The organism is Mesorhizobium sp. M0854, from assembly GCF_040319815.1.
GTDB lineage: Bacteria > Pseudomonadota > Alphaproteobacteria > Rhizobiales > Rhizobiaceae > Mesorhizobium.
Genome location: NZ_JAMYOL010000008.1, coordinates 171,615 through 187,310 on the forward strand (window position 1 = coordinate 171,615; position 15,696 = coordinate 187,310).

The following is a 15,696-nucleotide window of genomic DNA, read 5'->3' on the forward strand; positions in this document are numbered from 1 at the left end:
CATGACCAAATTCATCGCGCATGCAACGGAATATCTGCCGCTTCTTCTTAACGGCGTTTGGCTGACCGTCATGATAACCCTTCTTGCGCTGTGTCTTGCGACGGCGCTCGGCCTTGTCTGGGCGCTGTTCAGGACATCGGGGATACGCTGTCTCGCCGTGCCGACGCGGCTCCTTGTCGACTTCGTGCGCGGCATACCATTGTTGGTGGTTCTCTTTTATATCTACTTTGTCGCGCCCGAGATCGGCATCAACCTGACTGCGCTCCAGGCTGGCACGATCGGGCTGGGGCTGGCTCACTCCTGCTATCTCGGGGAAACCTTCCGGGCTGGCATCGAGGCGGTCGATAAGGGTCAGGTCGAAGCGGCAAAATCGATCGGCATGAAGCGTCCGTTGATGATGCGCCGCGTCGTGCTGCCGCAGGCATTCAAGATCATCCTGCCGCCTTACGCCAACAATATGGTCATGCTGCTGAAGGACTCCTCGCTTGTCTCGGTGATTTCGGTTCAGGAGTTGACCATGCAGGGCAAGATGCTTGCGTCGTCCACATTCGACAACATGACAGTTTTTACCTTGGTGGCACTGCTTTACCTGTGCCTGACGGTTCCGCTGAACCTGTTTATGCGTAGAATCGAAAGCTATCTTGGGGCGGCGGGATGATCACCTTTGAAAACGTGCACAAGTCCTTCGGCTCCCACGAAGTCCTCAAGGGGATCAACGCCGAGATCGCCAAAGGACAGGTCGTATGTCTGATTGGGCCCTCGGGTTCCGGCAAATCGACGCTTCTGCGATGTGTGAACGGGCTTGAGACCTATCAGCGCGGTCGCATCAGCATCGACGGCACCGTGGTCGATGCCGCCTCGCCCCAGGTTCACGCCATCTGCACCCGCGTTTCCATGGTTTTCCAACGTTTCAACCTGTTTCCGCACCGCACAGCCCTGGAAAATGTCATGGAAGGGCCGCTCTACGTGCTGAAGGAAAATAGGAACCAGGTCCGGGAGCGGGCCACGGCATTGCTCAATCGCGTCGGGTTGGCCGACAAGACGAATGCCTATCCCGCGTCATTGTCGGGGGGTCAACAACAGCGCGTGGCCATCGCCCGTGCCCTGGCGATGCGCCCACAGGCCATTCTTTTCGACGAGCCCACCTCCGCACTTGACCCGGAAACGGTCGGCGAGGTCCTGCAGGTCATGCGCGCGCTCGCATACGAGAACATGACCATGCTCGTGGTTACGCACGAAATTCAGTTCGCCCGCGAGGTTTCCGACAGCGTCCTCTTTCTCGACGGCGGCCGGATCGTTGAGCAAGGTCCGGCCAAGGAACTGCTTCGAAATCCGAGACACGAACGCACTAAGGACTTTCTTCATCGGGTTATGCACCCCGTGTGACTCGGGCGCTGGTTTGTCGCGTCCAACTCTGAATTCGGACCTGTCACTGCGTAGGGACCAAGCCGTCCGCCCCCGCGACCACGGCGTTTAAAGTACTGCGGTTCCAAGGGAATCTCGTCCATGCCGTCTCTTCGGCCGGATGAATTTGCGTGAGAACAGTTGGTTCAAGAGGAATTGAGATTGGCCAATCCTTCAAACCGGCGAGCCAGTCGGGGTTGTAGACTGTATCTGAATGACGATGCCCTTCATCTGGCATTATCACGACGGTGGAGGCGTCCGGATTGTGCCTGGCGAACCAGGCGCCGACCAAGGCTGCGGCGCCGCTGGTCGGCCCCATGAACAGCCCGTGATCGCGAAGCAGCCCATGCGCCATTGCGTAGGCCGGCAATGCGCCCACCCAATGAATATCGTCGATCATCTCATGACGAACATTTTCCGGCAAAACACTGTTGCCCAGCCCTCGCAACATGCGACGTCCGACAGGCTGGCCAAAGAGCATGCTTCTGTGGGTATCGACTGCAATCATCCTGAGATCAGGAAAGAGCTCACGAAGGAAGCCTCCGGTTCCACAAAGCGATCCCCCAGTGCCCACGCAGCCGACGAGGCAATCGATACGGCCGAATGATCGAACAACGAGGTCGGCCAGGCGCGCGTATGCCAGGCGGTTTTCCGGACTGTCGTATTGCCGAGGCCAATACGTGCCCGGGCTATCTTGCAGCGTCTGCTGAAGATACTGGAGCCGACCGCGCTGATTGCCGTCTCCTTGAGGATCGTCGATGGCCATGACTTTGGCACCAAGCTGTTCCAGTCGTCGCCTGAGTTTCACGTCGATGAGGGTAGAGGCCGTGACAAGTGTAAGCGCATAGCCACGAGCCGCAGCCAGCATGGCGATGGCGAGGCCGAATGTGCCCGACGTCGTTTCGATGATGTGACCTTCCCGCCTGAGGCGCCCTGACGCTTCCGCCTGATCGACCATGAATCGGGCGGGCATCAGCTTCATAAGGGAAAAGCAGGCGGCGTTGAGGTTAGGTGCGAGTTGGGCAAAACGCGGCGTCTCGTAGGCGCGTAAATAGTCTTGCGCCGCGCTCACTGGATTAGCCCCGTTTCGGCGTTAAGGGCAAACGTATGGACGCCTTGGAGGCCTGCGCCGCTCACCTGCCTTGCGAGTTCAGCAGCGCGCATGGCCGCCCTGGGTGCGTTGGCATCCAGAAGGATGCCGATCAACGTGCCACTGTGGGCCACCTGCACACCGCACGCGTCATGCGCCCGTGCTATATCCAAAACGGTATTGAAGGATGCCTTCGGCAAATGCCTCTGACTGATACTGGCGCTGATGGTTGCGACACGTCCAAGCAAGCGGGGATCTTGTTGCCGGATGGAGTGGTTCGCCAGTCCCCGCAGAACACGGAACAGCCCGATTTCCTCACCATCGTAGCGTGCCCGTGGCATGCTCAGCGTATCGATCGGCCGGGCACTGCCGTCCCTGAAACCTACCAGGAGAAGGGGCGGGAACTCGCCACCGAAGTATTCGATCGTACGGCCTTCCCGGTGGGCGAAGAGGAGAGGTTGGTCGCCGTAGGCAATGGCGTCGCTTGCGCCTTCCGCGGCCACCGCCAGTCGCGCAATCGTTGATTGGCGCAGCGTGAGGCCCGCTGCGGCTGCCACCGCACGAATCGCAGCAATGACGTCTGCGGTCGAGGAACCATAGCCATGCCCTATCATAATAGGGCTTTCGATCGTAAGTTCTCCACCTCCTTCAGCTACTCCGATATGCTCGAGCGTGAGGGCCGCCGCGCGTGCCGCTTTGGTCCGGTTTGCAGGCCGCGGTCGAATCCCAATTTGTTCATGCGGCCAGAAAGTCGCTAGCGATTCTTGCGACGTGAGCGGCAGGGTTACGAGTCCGCGACAAAGCCTACCTTTTTCCCCTTCAAAGACGCCTTGGAGGAATTCCCCATGGTGGGCGTGCGCTCGTCCGACGCCTACCGCCAGAGGCAGCCTGATAGTCTCGTTGTTGATGTTGTCCGAGCTTGTCCGATGGCCAGATCTCGTCATCCCCGTCTTTGTCACCACGTCATCTCCTCACCTGGAATTGACAGATGATGCGTATGACTGATCCATGCTGTCACTCGCCAAATCTTGGTAGTGCCAAAGGCAAGCGCATCATGCAAAGATAGGGGTAAGATCGCCCCACAAATTGCGCGTCCAATACTGGACTAGATACAGCAGCACGCGCCGAGGGCGGTTGGCCATGCGGACAACCGTTCCGAAACAAGTGCACCACGCACCGTGTCTTCATTATCGTTCTGCAAGGAGGGTTGGACTGCTCACCCTGTGTCAATACTGAGATTCGGCGATAGCCCGCAGCGGCCAAAAGCGCACCGGGTTCAGAGTGCGTTGGGCTCTGGCAAAGCCTCTGTCGGTTGCCATGAACCGTGCCAGCATCGGCGCAATCGGCTTTGCCGGATCAGTGATTGTCTCGCCGCTTTCACCGCCAAGCACATCGGCATTACCCAGACTCTATGAGGGTGGCCAAAATCCAGCGCTCGGCACCTTTAATAAACTGCCGCTCAGAGGTGGACAGCGGCTGTTTGTTTTGTCCACCCGAACGGGCAAGGAGGGCCATCTCGCGACCTTTGCGGTCGGATAGCAGGAAGTCGCGATTTTGAAACAAAGCGGCCCTCCGGTATGTCGGGCACTGCGCCGGCAATGCAATGTTCAAGGTGTTCGTCGCCAGCAGCGAGGCACGGCAGCTCGGGGACCCTTGCGCCGACCGGTTCGTGCGCAGTTCCAGTCAGGTCACGGCTGGACATTGACGAAGAAGGTTGCGCCTGTGCCTGTCCTTGGTTGCGGGTCCTGATCCTGACGGCCATTGGCGCGGATGACCGTTACCGAATAGCGGTAGCCGGCGGCAACGGGCCGGTTCAAGATAATGGCGGTGATCGGATAATCAATCCGCACCTGGGCAGCGAGCGTATCGGCGTTCAATTCAGCCGTGCCGCCTGCCTCGAATTCCACGAGGATCGCGACGATGCGCTCGCTCTCACGTCCGGCGATCGGTTCGAACAAGCCAGCAACGGCCTTAGCCGTGACCAGCCGGAAATAGTCGACGGAACTACCGTCGAAGATGTGATTCCACACCGCCTCCGGATCCACATTCACGTGCACGCCGCTGAGATCGAAGGCTATGTCCGGCGCCAGCGCGAAGGGCGCCGATGACGTGACAAACAGTTCAACCGCTTCCCCCGGCGCGACATTTTCCTTCGGCAACGTACCCGGTGCGATCGAAGCCGGGATCGCCTCGCCGCCCGTGCCGATCGCCGCGTCGAGGGTTTGGATATCGACCGGGCTCTCGATAGCATTGGTCAGCACGACACGCAGCGTTCCGGCCTCGGCGATGGCGATATAGGAAAAGATGTCGCCCTCGAGATCGTCGAATCTGGCCTCGAACGGAATGATCTCCGTGCGCCCGTTGGGGACATCCACCTCGACCTTGCCGATGAACAGAGCGGCGGTGGTCTGATGCATCGCATCGAACAGAAGGCGGAAGTCGGGCAACGGCATGGACAGCGTGTCTTTCAGCGCGCCGTGCAGCACTGTCGCGATATCCGGCCGCTGTTCGTGAACCGAACCCGATTGCGTCGGCCGGTCAACGAAGAAGCGTATATCGCTGGTCGGCAAAGGCTGGAAGTCGATGCTCGACGCGCCGAACTGTGGAAGGGCCAGAAGCTGGTCGCGTGCATCCTTTAGCCGCTTGGGATCGATGAACGGCGCGACGACATAGTCAAGGATCACCGTCGTGTCCGATCCATCGGGCTTTGAGGTGACACGAACGGTAGCGAAGGGCGTGAAGGGCGGATCGCGTCGCCGCGCAATCTTGTAACGGTCGGGAAAGATATAGATGATCGACCGGCGTGAAGCGTCCTGGAGATAGGTGTAGAAATTGTCTTTCCAGGCAAGCGCATGGCGGATCAACTGGCTTGCGCCTCCCGCGGACGCCGCGACTGCCTGAAAGATATAACCGTGCAGGGCGGGCGAGAAGCAAAACGGCTCGGGCGTAATCGTCTGTTCCAGCTCACGCCGCACGGCCGTGTATGTCCGTTGCGATCGACGCAAGTCGACGGTTGCGACAGGCTCGGACTGCCGCTCGATGTTCGAGCGCCTGTCGGTGAGCGATACGCGCAAGGCCGATGGCGCATCGGTGCCAGCGGGAATGGGAACAATGAGCGCGGAAAGCTGGCGCGCAGAATCGAGGTCGCAGAAGCCGTGGAGACGCTTGCCGCTGTCGGCATCGACGACATCGATCCAGGTGCGCGAAGCCGAGGCATTCACGCCACCCGGCGGGAGGTCAGGCGACGGGGCGAAGAAATCGTCGGAATAGTCCGCCCAATTGTCGATTGCGAGGGTAATAGTCGAACCGTCCGACTGGTCCTCGACACCGAGGATGGACAGCCGCGGTATCGGCAGCGCATCCACGATGGGAATCGGCGGTTGCCGCACAAGCGTACCGATGGCGAGCCGGACGGACGGAATGGCCGCCTTCACGAAGCCCGCCTCATGCGCGGCAATCATCGAATTCGCCACGATGCCCGGCTGCAGGGTGGCGAGGCTCGTTGTCGAGGTGGCATTTGCCGTAATTATCTTGTCGCGTATGCTGTCCGGTTCGAATGTCAGGATCTTGTTCGGCGGCCACACGACCGAAATTTTCTTCGGCAGGAAGGGGCCGAGCGGCCTGCCATTGCCCGTGCCGGACCCGCCTCCCCCATGCGGCCTTGGCGGAGGATCGGGAATTTCCACGTCAATCATGCGACGAATAGTGAGGCGGGCGGCTCGCTCCTGCTCGGTCAGCGCGCGATAAACCTCGTCACGCTCCATCAGCGTGGCAAAGGTCAATTTGGCCCAGATGTGATCGCTCTCGCGAGTGACATCGGTGAACTCTAGCGTCTTACGCGCGCCGGACGGCGGTGCCATCAGGAAGCTTAGCTCGATCAGCACTCTGTGCTGATATTCCGTGGAGTCGGGCGCCTGCGCCAAGACCGAAGCAGCCGGGAAAGCCTCGAGGCCGACCGTCAGAGTCGAGGTAGCGTGCTGCTGCGAAAGCGCAATCTGAAAGCGCTGCCCGCCCTCGACATTGTCGGTGCCGAGCCGATAGACCGGAACATACAGTTTGCGGCTGTCGTCGGAGAGGAGCGTGTAGACAAGCTGATCGGTCGGCTCTTCTTGCGGGCTGCGCCCAACCGCCACGACCGCGTCTTCAAGGCCGGCCGGAGACGACTCTCTGCGGCGATCCAGGTTCTTTGGCAGCACTTCGCGGACTGGCTGCGCCGCGCGCGCTGCCACCGGGCGTGCCCGCTCTTGGCGCTTTAACCGCGAGCTTTTGACGGCCAATGGTTTATCGGCGGGCGCGACCGACCAGAGCGATCCCATGGCGGCGGAGCCGCGATAACGCAGACCCGCCGTGAACGGCGTGGATGCGAACCACCGGAAAGTCCTCGTCGGTTCCGCCGGCGTGAAGGCCAACGTCGTGACGTTGTCGGGGATATCGTCGAGTCCGATCGGCAGCACGCTGAGCGCCCGGATCTGCGCGTCATCGTCGAAGATGCAGGTGATCTGGACCTGAGTTGGGCCATAGGAGGGAAAGGATGCGAGATCGAACCGCGCGTCAGTGCCGTCCACCGTATTGAGGCGAAGCGTACCGGAGCCGTCCCGCGCGGTTGCAACGGCTTCGATGAGGACCGCGTCGCACCCGCGCGGGATGGCTATGGCGGTGGAAAGCCGTCCGCTGTCGAGCACGAACGGCGTCGTATGCTCTTTTCCCCCGGCCGTGTAGGTGCAGAGGCCGCTGACGATGGCCAGTTGAATGAGGGCCGGCGTTGCCTCGACCCGCGTCAGTTCAAAAGGAAACATATCCGGGCCGAGGCGCAGCGGACTTCCGCTCGCCTGCGTTTCCGGCCCGTCGACCTGGGTGACACCGTTCTCGTCCTTCAACACCGCGAAAGTCGAAAAGCGATAGACGAGGGGCTCACCGGGCGACAGCATGACATCGATGTCGACGATATCGCTTGTGCCGCCGAGTTCGGCCGTCACGATCCGCGGCTGCGGCCGCAAGGGCGGGCGTGGTGCAAACACCATCGTGATGCCGAGCGCTTCTACCCCGGTACGCGATGCCGGCAGGTTGAATAACACCGAAACACGCGACTGGCCGACCGGCGGTAGCGTGCTCATGTCGCGACGAATAACGACCGAGCCGATGCCGAGACGCTCGGCCTGCTCCTGCGCCGCCGACAGCAGGTCGACGGGCAGCAGCATGCGCCGCGCGGCAAGGAAAGGCTGCGACAACGACCAGACGAGATCGACGTCTCCGGGTTGCCGCTCCAAGCGGATGACGGGAGAATCCCCGAGCAACCGGGCGGGAATGAAGTGCCCGAAACGCGCGATGATTCGGTCCGTCATGGTTTCGGCGAAACTCTTCGCCATGCCGGCGTCGACGGTGCCGTCGATACGAATGGGCAGAGCCGCGAGGTCGCGGCTAAAATAGTCGGCAATCAGCGATCGCGGCACGGCACCGGTCGCATCCGCCAGGACGAGTAGCTCCTCCAGCAACCGGGATCCGCTGAAACGCACCACCACCGGCACGCGCGGCGACACGCCCATGGTCTGGGCTTCGGCGATGGCGGGGAGACTGTCACGGGTCTGCAGCATGGCCTCCAGCATTTGCCCCGCGCCGATGTCGAGTTCCATAAGAAGTCGGGCGCTGCCCAGCCCGTTCGACACGAGAGCAATCGGCTCAAGCAAGCTGGCGAAAGGTTGCAAGACCGGCGATGGGGTGAACCTGAAAATCCAATCGGTCAGCACGACCGGTGAGATGGATGCGTCGGCATTGATTTCTCGAGCGCGCTCGAGAGCCGGGTCGGTAGCGTATTCGGCAACAATGCCGCAAGACAGCACTGCCCGCGACTGGCTTTCCTTGAGGCTGCGAATGAGATCGAGCCTGAAGGCCAGCTCACCGGTGCTCGATGAGCCTACCGTGCCGCCAGCCGGCTCAAGCCGAAACGGACCGCCGCCAAAGCCCTGGAAGATGCGTCCCCTGTCAAAAGAAACGGGCCGGTCCCAATCTGCACTGTCGATGAGCGCCATTCCGGCCTCCTGCCAGGGCAATTCCGGGAAAGGTGCGCAGCGGTTTTCCATCCGGAACTGCGTAAGAACTAAAGGATCGGAGAATGTGCGCTGCGCTCCGGTTCTCGAAATCCATCTTTCTCGGTTCGACCTGACCCGACTCTCAACACATGTTGTGACGAGATCGCACGCGCAACGTCAGCCGCCGGTGCGTGCCAGACCGTGCGACTATAGGCGCTGCAACAGATGCCGGCTGCACCATCCGGTGCTCCCGCGGCCAGCAGCCGCAATTGGGCAAGCGCCTCCAGCAGTTTCGTCACACCACATTCAACCGCATGGTCGACCGCTTCCGCCAGATAGATGAGAGAGGGATAGAACGGCGTGAGAGACGACAGCCGGGCTGGATCCTGTCCCGCCCACTGCAATCCGCCGACGATTGTCTGGATAGCCGCATCGTGGCCCGGAAACGAGTTTGTGCCGAGCAGCGCCAGCAGCGCCGCCACGTTGGCATTGACGCAGCAGTCGACGATATTGGCGAAGGGTTTCGCCGGCTCGGCGCGTGAGGATTCGGGAGGGATCCAGGTGAAGAAGCTGCCTTCCGCTACCCATGGCGGCAGAACGGGCAACATGGCGGCTTTCACCCGGCAGGGCAGAATGGCGTCGCAGACAATGCGCAGCGTCGCTGCGCGGCCGATCCGCCCATGACGCAGCAGTTCGCACAGGATGATCGCGGTATCGTCTACATCAGCAGGCACGCCCGTTGCCCAGGCAGGCCTGTCGTCGTCGGGCCAGAACGAAAAAGCATTGGGCGGGCGAGCCGAACGGCAAGCGGTGAGCCAATCGAGACCACGGCCGACGATCTTGTCGCGTTCTGGAGACGGTGGCGCGTTGCGCAGCCTGCGCAGCACGATCGCCGCCGTGAAACAATTGAAGTCGGAGACGGCCTGCCCGTCTGGCGAGACGATTACCGAGGGGAACGCGCCGTCGGCACGCTGCAAGCTTGCCAGCGCGCTGAATTCGTTCCCATTCATGACGACACCGGGCGAAAGCCGATTGAGAGGCTCGGGCCTGCACCGGTACGAAGCGTGATGCCGACAAGACCATGGAATGTCGTCCATTTTTCCCGGTCCGCTATGGGGGCGGTGGCCTCAAGATAATTGTGGGCACCGCTCCATGCGACGCCGGCTGCCTGAACGAAGCGCCGACGGATACGCGAATCCGCCCCCCAGAGCGAACGAGCGAAGAAAAAGAGGGTCACGCAAACTTGGCCGGACGCTTGCGCGAAGCTGACCCCGACCGACGGACCCGGCAGGCGTCCGCGGATCTCATGGCTGTACAGGTTCTCGATGAAGTCCAGAACCTCGCGGGCGCTTTTGGCAAAGCCGGCAGGCTCGAGAACCGCCGCCAGTTCCGCCGGCAACAGCGATGGCAGCTTCAGGTAAAGTTCGATACCCCTTGCCGAGCAGCCGATCATGCGAGGAATCGCGGGCCGGTCGGGCAGGCGCGGAAGCCGAAGCGGCAGCAAGCCGGGATCGACATTGGGAGCAATCTGCGCATAGAGCTTGGCCCGCCTCGCGCCGCCGCCGAAGCGGAGGCCGATCCATGCGCCGTAGGCAGGCGGTGAATCGGCCTGGACAATACTGCGGACCAACGCGAGCGTTTCCTCCCCCAAGGCATTAGCGTCGATCGATCCGATCAGGCTGATGGCAAGCTCGAGCCGCTGCCTGGTCGTCAGGTTGCGCGCGCCGGCTTCCACCGTCACGCGCAACGTCTCGTCGGCCGTCGAAACGGCGAACTCGACGGGAAAGCCGTCGCCCGTCAGCTTGCTGCCGCCGAAGGCGTCGGGACCTTCGGCGTAGAGCCGCGAAGCGAGAATCGCAGCGATCACATCCGGCATGTCGGGGGCAACATCGCGATAGCAGGCGAGCACATGCCTGATCGCCGCGTCGATGCTCGAATGAGTAGACGGCGCGGCCTGCTCGTTCGCGCGGCGGGCGGCCATGCTAGGCAAGCGCGATCTCCACCGTTGCTAGGCCGCCCTCGACCAATTCCACGCTGGCGCCGCCGAGCCCGTTGCCGCGGCGGGCCTCCAGCGAATAGCTTCCCCCCCTCAGGCCGTTCAGCCGAAAGGAGCCGTCGCCGGAGGTGATGGCGGCCATGTCGCGATGGGGCTGCGAGCTTTGCGTGATCGCAACCGTCGCACCGGCGACCGGCCCACCCTTTTCATCCCGGACCATGCCGATGATCGATCCCTTCGCCATGCCCCGCCCCCTAGGCCGCCTCGCCGGACCAGTTCAGGATGTTCTGGTGAACTTCGCCGGTGATGCGGGTGCCGCCATTGTTGACCGAGGTTCCGAAAGTGTGGATCGCCACGCCATAGCGATAGCCTTCGCTGGTCATTTCCCAGACCGGCGAGCCGCTCTGTCCGCCATATGTGTCGATCTCATAGGTGAGCTGTTTTTCGAAGACGTCTTTCACCGTCCGGCTGTGGAACCATTGAGTGCCGTCGACATGGGCCGGACCGCCGTCGCCCGGATATCCAGACAGGTTCAGCGTGACGTTGCGCAGGTAGTCGTCCGGCCGATTGGCATAGCCGAACCAGCCAAGCTGATCGCCGAGGCGTTTGTCAGTGGGCAGGATGATCGCACCATAGTCGAAATCGGAATTTCCGTCACGCGTCCATCCGGTCACGCTGCGCATGTCGGTGGCGACGACCGTGCCGAACGGACGGTTGTCGGCATCGCGGCCCGGAGCCACTTCGATCTGGCTGACCCAACCACCCTCGTCCGACATGTAGACGCAATGCCCCGCCGTCAACAGCAGCCGCGGCCCGACCAACCAGCCGGTTCCGACATATTGGGCCCCGGTGTTGGCTGTAATCAGGAGCGAGCAGATGCAGCGCCACGGGTAAAGCTGGTTGTTGGTGACGCGCACACGGTCGTCGCTTCCAAGAATGACCTCGTAAAGCTTGGTGCTGACCAGTTGCGCTCGCGCCGCCGCCCGCTCGATCGCGTTGCCATAGCTGCCCCAGTAGGCGTCGATGGGCTTCAGGTTGACGACGCCCGGGGCTGGAACCGTCTCCGGCCGCTCCGAGCGCGGCGTCGCCATCTTCTCGATTGTCGGCGCCTGCGAGCGGCCCTGGGCCCCGAAATACGACTTGAACTCTCTCGACTCCGTCAGCGGCGCGCGATTGGAGTCCGACTGATGCATGTTGACCGCGGCTATGAGGGTCGCGGCGGGAGACGGAGCTGACTCGGATTGCTTCCTTCTCAATTTGGTGGATTCGCGGAAGCGATCAAGAACATAGGCTTCCTTCTGCACGGCGACGTTGCGCTCAAATGCTTCCTTCTTGGCCGCTTCGCTATCTGCAGTTTCTCCCCCGGTCGAAGGCGCTGTGGTTCCTGTCGTTCCCGTGCCGCCGCTCGGCGCGCCGGTCCCTGACGTTCCGGTTCCCGCGCCCGTCGTCGTTCCGGTTCCGCTGCCGCTTCCCGCTCCTCCGGTGCCCGTTCCTCCGGTGCCTGCGGGATATGTTGTGCCCGACCCGGTGCCCGGCGCGTTGGGAGTGGAGCCGTTGCTCGGAGTGGTTCCACCCGTGCCGCCGGGCGAAACCTGGTCCGCCAAGGCGTCAAGAAAATCGTCGAAGGCGGAGACCACTTTCTGCTTCTGCGTCTCGACAGCGGAGACTGCGACTACGACGGGCGCCGCCGCTGCTTCGGCAGGCTTCTGATAGCCGTAGCTCTTTCCTTCGCGCGCCGGCTTCGCTTCCTTGGCCTGTAAGGTAGCACTTGTTGCACTGCTCATAGCACTCTCCTTCGTAATGTCTCCTGGGCCATGTATTCGCCCAAGAACACTGTTGTAGTTGCAGGGTTGACAGGTGGAAGCCGGCGTACCGAGTTGTCGACGCCCAGAACGGTGATCTGCATCGTGTAGGTGTTCTGACTGCGATCCGTGCGGCCAAAGCGGATACGCCGCGAGTCCACCTCGGTTGGCTGGAACTTGATCTGCTGCGTGCGCTTCTTCGTCGAGTTTTTCTCCTGATAGCTCAAATCGACAATGACCAGGCGGATCTGGGAGGCATCGTAATTTGGGTAGAGTTCGATAATCAGCGGCTCGTCGAACGGGTCGTTCACCGTGATCAGAGGAATGTTGGTCCGCAGGGGAGCGATTTCCTTCGTGCTCCCATCCTTGAGGCGGTGAACCCAGCGATAGGTGAACCAGCGCTGCTCCGGATCGCTGAGACGCAGCTTCCAACTCTTGGGGACATCGCCGGGCGTGACGGTGATCATGGTGTCGCGCGACCACTGGCCGGGATGCTCGTAGTGCAGAAACACATCGGTGGAATCGACCATGTCGGGATCGATGTCCCCCGGCACGATCCGAATTTCATGGAATCCAAAATCGCGGAACGGATTGACCAGCAGCGTGCGGTCTAGGGACGACACCGGCGGCAGGTCGTAGCTAAGCTTCTCGCCATCCCAGCCAGAGAGCGGGTTGAAGTGATATTGCAATGAGAGCGTGTAGCTCAAGTCGAACTTCGGGTTCAGGAAGAACGACGCCTTGTCCTGGTTCGCGCCGCCGGGCCTGAAGCTGATGTCCTTGTGCTTGATGCCGACCGGGTCCGTTGCGCGGCCGTATTCGATGGCGACATCGGCCTTCATCAGACCGATCGGATCGAAGACGGAAGGCGCGTCGATCTGAATAGCGAGTTCCCGGAAGAAGGGGCTGTCGAGATCGACCTCTATGAAATGCGGCGGTCCGTCGAGATCGTCGGCAAGCAGCCCGATCAATCCTTGTGGCGCAAAGCTGCGCTGTTCCGCCGATTGGCGATTGTATTGCAGAGTCACGGTCTTGTCTTCGATCTGCTCGATCTTCTGGAGCCGGAACGCGAGCTTCACGCCGAGCGGCGGCTGCTGCGGGATCGTCGGCGCCGTGGTGCCGGGCTTGGGTGCGGCAGCGCCGCCCGAAGCCGGAGGCGGCGTGGCGCCACCTGAAGCTGGAGGCGCCGTTCCCCCTCCACCCGAGGCTGGAGGCGCTGAACCGCCACCCGAAGCTGGAGGCGTTGTGCCGCCGCCGGAAGCCGGAGGTGCTGAACCACCGCCATCGGAGGCCGGCGGCGTGGCGCCGCCATTCGAAGGAGCGGCCGCGCGCGAAAGCGTTCCGCGAATTGTCACCGCCCGCCCTTCGGCTGAAGCGCCGCGCACCAGCGCATAGCGATCCTCGGGACTGCCGGATCGGCCGGCGGCCCGCGCCACACTGAAGCCCATGGGCGTGACCGACGTGACTTGCGCATCGGTGCCGATGATGCCCACGGCGACATCGGCGCGGCGCTGCGTGAGATCCTGGTTGAGGCTCGCCGCGCCATCATTGCCCTCGTAGCTCGCATGGCTCTCGACCGTCACGCGCCTTGGCGAACCGAGCGTATTCCCGAGCCAGCCGCGCAAGGCGTCGGCGCCATGCGCGCCATCGCCGCCAACGCCCGGCTGACCCGTACTCGTTTCAAACCGCGAATCCAGCGGAGTGGTGCGGTTGGCCAGGTAGCCGCCATAGGCGGCCGAGGGCGGCGACACGGACCAGCCCTGCGCGCGCGGTTTGTCAAAATCGAAATAGAGCCGGAATTCCTGCTGGCCGCCGGGCGTGGGACGATAGGTCGCTTCGACCTGGACGGTGGCGCCCGCCGCGAGGGTGAGCGTCGCCTGCCGGTCATCTGACAGCGCTTCTTGTGTTCCGTTGATGAACACGATGGGGGGCTCGCTTGCACCGAGAAATAGCAGCGTCACCTCGTCGCTGTCGGCGCGCTGAGTCATCTGCACGTCATAACCCGGGGTTTCCGGATCGATCGTGCGGGTGAACTGCGCCGGGGCTCGTCCGGCCGCTTCGAGAAAGGCATAGGCCCACACTTCGCGCGTTTCATAGCGCATTGGCATGACGGTCGACTCGCTTGCCATCTCGCCGCCGGCCGGACGCGGCGAACTCCCACCGGACGGCGCGCTGCCGCCAGCCGGCGCTCCTCCGGCGGGTGGCGATGCACCACCGCTGGCAGGCACCGCACCGCCGCCAGCCGGCGCTGCTCCGCCGCTGGCGTGCGGTGCGCCACCGCTGGCTGGCGCTGCCCCACCGCTGGCGTGCGATGCGCCGCCGCTGGCTGGTGCCGCCCCGCCACCGGCAGGCACCGCCGATCCGCCGCCAGCAGGGGAAGCCGATCCGCCACCGCCAGCGGGTGCCGCGCCGCCTCCCGCGGGAGAACCTCCGCCACCAGCGGGCGAAGCGCTGCCGCCCCCTGACGGCGCTGCACCGCCACCACCGGCCGGCGGCGTGCCGCCAGCCGGTGGCTTTCGATCGAAGGTGACGGGAGCCAGTGTCGGCTGGAACCATTGCTGCAGCAGATTCTGCTTGAAGAAGTCGAGCGCCCATTTCTCCTTGTCGTCCTGGTCGGCGGCACTGGAGAAATTGATGACCTTAATGTCGATGACGCCGTCCTGCTTCAGCTTCTCGAAAGCCATGTCGATGCCCGCCTCGAGATAGACGGGAACGCCATAGATGACGGCGCCGGCGGTCAGGTCGACGCTGAAGTTCAGGCGATCGTAGATCCGCTTGAAATTCGCGGTTATCTTGACATCGAGCGCCGGCCGCAGCGCGGTGTATTTGAGGTCGTAGATGACGCCGACGGGCGTGGCGCCCTGCCTGAATGCCTGGTCGAGGATGGTCGACCCCTCCTCGCTGAGCGTCAGGCTGAAGATCGCCGTATTGTTGCCGCCGAGCGATGGCTTGGTTGCGCCGAGCACTGCCTCCACCGCCACGAAGGCGCCGGCCGGTGACGGCGTCGCCATGGTGCCGCCGCTTCCCTGGACATTGAGCGCGATTACCTGCACCTTGCCGTCATCGAAGGGAACAGGGGTGAGCCGAGGCGTGCCATTGCTGAAGCGCGCTACCGCACCGATGATCTTGCGTTCCACCTCCGGATCAAGACGCAGTTCGACCTCCATCATGAGGAAGCCGCCACCCTTTACGCCCGCGCCCGCCACCGCCGGCCGGTAGCGGATGAGCGTGAATTGCGGCACGCCCTCGCGCTCGGCAAGAACGACCGGCGCCGGCAGGTACCAGAATTGCGCCGGGTCGGCATGATCGGCGAATACCGTAACGCCTTCGACCGTAACCGTCTTGCTTCCCATCATCAGCATGGCTCAGCTCCCGGCATTA

Annotated in this window: 12 protein-coding genes; 3 read left to right on the forward strand and 9 right to left on the reverse strand. The window is 62.7% G+C overall.

All coding sequences use genetic code 11. The features are described from left to right. Position 1 precedes the first annotated feature (1 nt). Both NKH99_RS15625 and NKH99_RS15630 read left to right on the forward strand, forming a co-directional pair. Positions 2-658, forward strand: coding sequence for an amino acid ABC transporter permease (locus tag NKH99_RS15625; RefSeq protein WP_352542328.1), 657 nt, complete (start codon positions 2-4; stop codon positions 656-658). Further along, a complete protein-coding gene (locus tag NKH99_RS15630) occupies positions 655-1,386 on the forward strand; it encodes an amino acid ABC transporter ATP-binding protein (RefSeq protein WP_352819435.1) in 732 nt (243 codons plus the stop codon). Before NKH99_RS15625 ends, NKH99_RS15630 begins: the two co-directional genes overlap by 4 nt. Positions 1,387-1,429: 43 nt before the next feature. On the opposite strand, the gene NKH99_RS15635 is transcribed toward NKH99_RS15630, so the two are convergent. From NKH99_RS15635 to NKH99_RS15645, 3 genes are all read right to left on the reverse strand, one after another. Beyond that, positions 1,430-2,476 (reverse strand): PLP-dependent cysteine synthase family protein, encoded by a 1,047-nt coding sequence (locus NKH99_RS15635; protein WP_353014623.1) that lies wholly within the window; start codon positions 2,474-2,476, stop codon positions 1,430-1,432. After that, a complete protein-coding gene (locus NKH99_RS15640) occupies positions 2,473-3,438 on the reverse strand; it encodes a GHMP family kinase ATP-binding protein (RefSeq protein ID WP_353014671.1) in 966 nt (321 codons plus the stop codon). Before NKH99_RS15640 ends, NKH99_RS15635 begins: the two co-directional genes overlap by 4 nt. 282 nt (positions 3,439-3,720) lie before the next feature. Continuing rightward, positions 3,721-3,885 (reverse strand): DUF2274 domain-containing protein, encoded by a 165-nt coding sequence (locus tag NKH99_RS15645; RefSeq protein WP_502900056.1) that lies wholly within the window; start codon positions 3,883-3,885, stop codon positions 3,721-3,723. Here NKH99_RS15645 and NKH99_RS15650 point away from each other — a divergent pair. Further along, positions 3,812-4,033 carry a hypothetical protein gene (locus tag NKH99_RS15650; protein ID WP_353014624.1) on the forward strand — a complete coding sequence of 74 codons (222 nt, stop codon included), beginning with the start codon at positions 3,812-3,814 and terminating at the stop codon, positions 4,031-4,033. The genes NKH99_RS15645 and NKH99_RS15650 overlap by 74 nt on opposite strands. 149 nt (positions 4,034-4,182) lie before the next feature. On the opposite strand, the gene NKH99_RS15655 is transcribed toward NKH99_RS15650, so the two are convergent. The 6 genes from NKH99_RS15655 to NKH99_RS15680 all read right to left on the reverse strand — a co-directional run bounded on the left by NKH99_RS15655 (position 4,183) and on the right by NKH99_RS15680 (position 15,677). Next, positions 4,183-8,520, reverse strand: coding sequence for a hypothetical protein (locus NKH99_RS15655; RefSeq protein ID WP_353014625.1), 4,338 nt, complete (start codon positions 8,518-8,520; stop codon positions 4,183-4,185). Positions 8,521-8,588: 68 nt separating this feature from the next. Beyond that, positions 8,589-9,530, reverse strand: coding sequence for a prenyltransferase/squalene oxidase repeat-containing protein (locus tag NKH99_RS15660; RefSeq protein ID WP_353014626.1), 942 nt, complete (start codon positions 9,528-9,530; stop codon positions 8,589-8,591). Beyond that, a complete protein-coding gene (locus NKH99_RS15665; RefSeq protein WP_353014628.1) occupies positions 9,527-10,501 on the reverse strand; it encodes a hypothetical protein in 975 nt (324 codons plus the stop codon). Before NKH99_RS15665 ends, NKH99_RS15660 begins: the two co-directional genes overlap by 4 nt. A 1-nt stretch (position 10,502) precedes the next feature. Then, the gene (locus tag NKH99_RS15670; protein ID WP_352678424.1) at positions 10,503-10,760 is read right to left on the reverse strand and encodes a carboxypeptidase-like regulatory domain-containing protein; all 258 of its coding nucleotides are present in this window, start codon (positions 10,758-10,760) and stop codon (positions 10,503-10,505) included. A 10-nt stretch (positions 10,761-10,770) separates the two neighbouring features. After that, a complete protein-coding gene (locus NKH99_RS15675) occupies positions 10,771-12,300 on the reverse strand; it encodes a trypsin-like serine peptidase (protein ID WP_353014629.1) in 1,530 nt (509 codons plus the stop codon). Further along, positions 12,297-15,677 carry a hypothetical protein gene (locus tag NKH99_RS15680; RefSeq protein WP_353014631.1) on the reverse strand — a complete coding sequence of 1,127 codons (3,381 nt, stop codon included), beginning with the start codon at positions 15,675-15,677 and terminating at the stop codon, positions 12,297-12,299. Before NKH99_RS15680 ends, NKH99_RS15675 begins: the two co-directional genes overlap by 4 nt. Between the last annotated feature and the right edge of the window lie 19 nt (positions 15,678-15,696).

What these genes read in the sequence shown, in the direction of transcription:
- NKH99_RS15640 (WP_353014671.1), bottom strand. Translation starts at nt 3,438, where the DNA reads ATGACGAGATCTGGCCATCGGACAAGCTCGGACAACATCAACAACGAG.
- NKH99_RS15665 (WP_353014628.1), bottom strand. Translation starts at nt 10,501, where the DNA reads ATGGCCGCCCGCCGCGCGAACGAGCAGGCCGCGCCGTCTACTCATTCG.
- NKH99_RS15650 (WP_353014624.1), top strand. Translation starts at nt 3,812, where the DNA reads ATGAACCGTGCCAGCATCGGCGCAATCGGCTTTGCCGGATCAGTGATT.
- NKH99_RS15630 (WP_352819435.1), top strand. Translation starts at nt 655, where the DNA reads ATGATCACCTTTGAAAACGTGCACAAGTCCTTCGGCTCCCACGAAGTC.
- NKH99_RS15655 (WP_353014625.1), bottom strand. Translation starts at nt 8,520, where the DNA reads ATGGCGCTCATCGACAGTGCAGATTGGGACCGGCCCGTTTCTTTTGAC.
- NKH99_RS15625 (WP_352542328.1), top strand. Translation starts at nt 2, where the DNA reads ATGACCAAATTCATCGCGCATGCAACGGAATATCTGCCGCTTCTTCTT.
- NKH99_RS15670 (WP_352678424.1), bottom strand. Translation starts at nt 10,760, where the DNA reads ATGGCGAAGGGATCGATCATCGGCATGGTCCGGGATGAAAAGGGTGGG.
- NKH99_RS15680 (WP_353014631.1), bottom strand. Translation starts at nt 15,677, where the DNA reads ATGCTGATGATGGGAAGCAAGACGGTTACGGTCGAAGGCGTTACGGTA.
- NKH99_RS15660 (WP_353014626.1), bottom strand. Translation starts at nt 9,530, where the DNA reads ATGAATGGGAACGAATTCAGCGCGCTGGCAAGCTTGCAGCGTGCCGAC.
- NKH99_RS15675 (WP_353014629.1), bottom strand. Translation starts at nt 12,300, where the DNA reads ATGAGCAGTGCAACAAGTGCTACCTTACAGGCCAAGGAAGCGAAGCCG.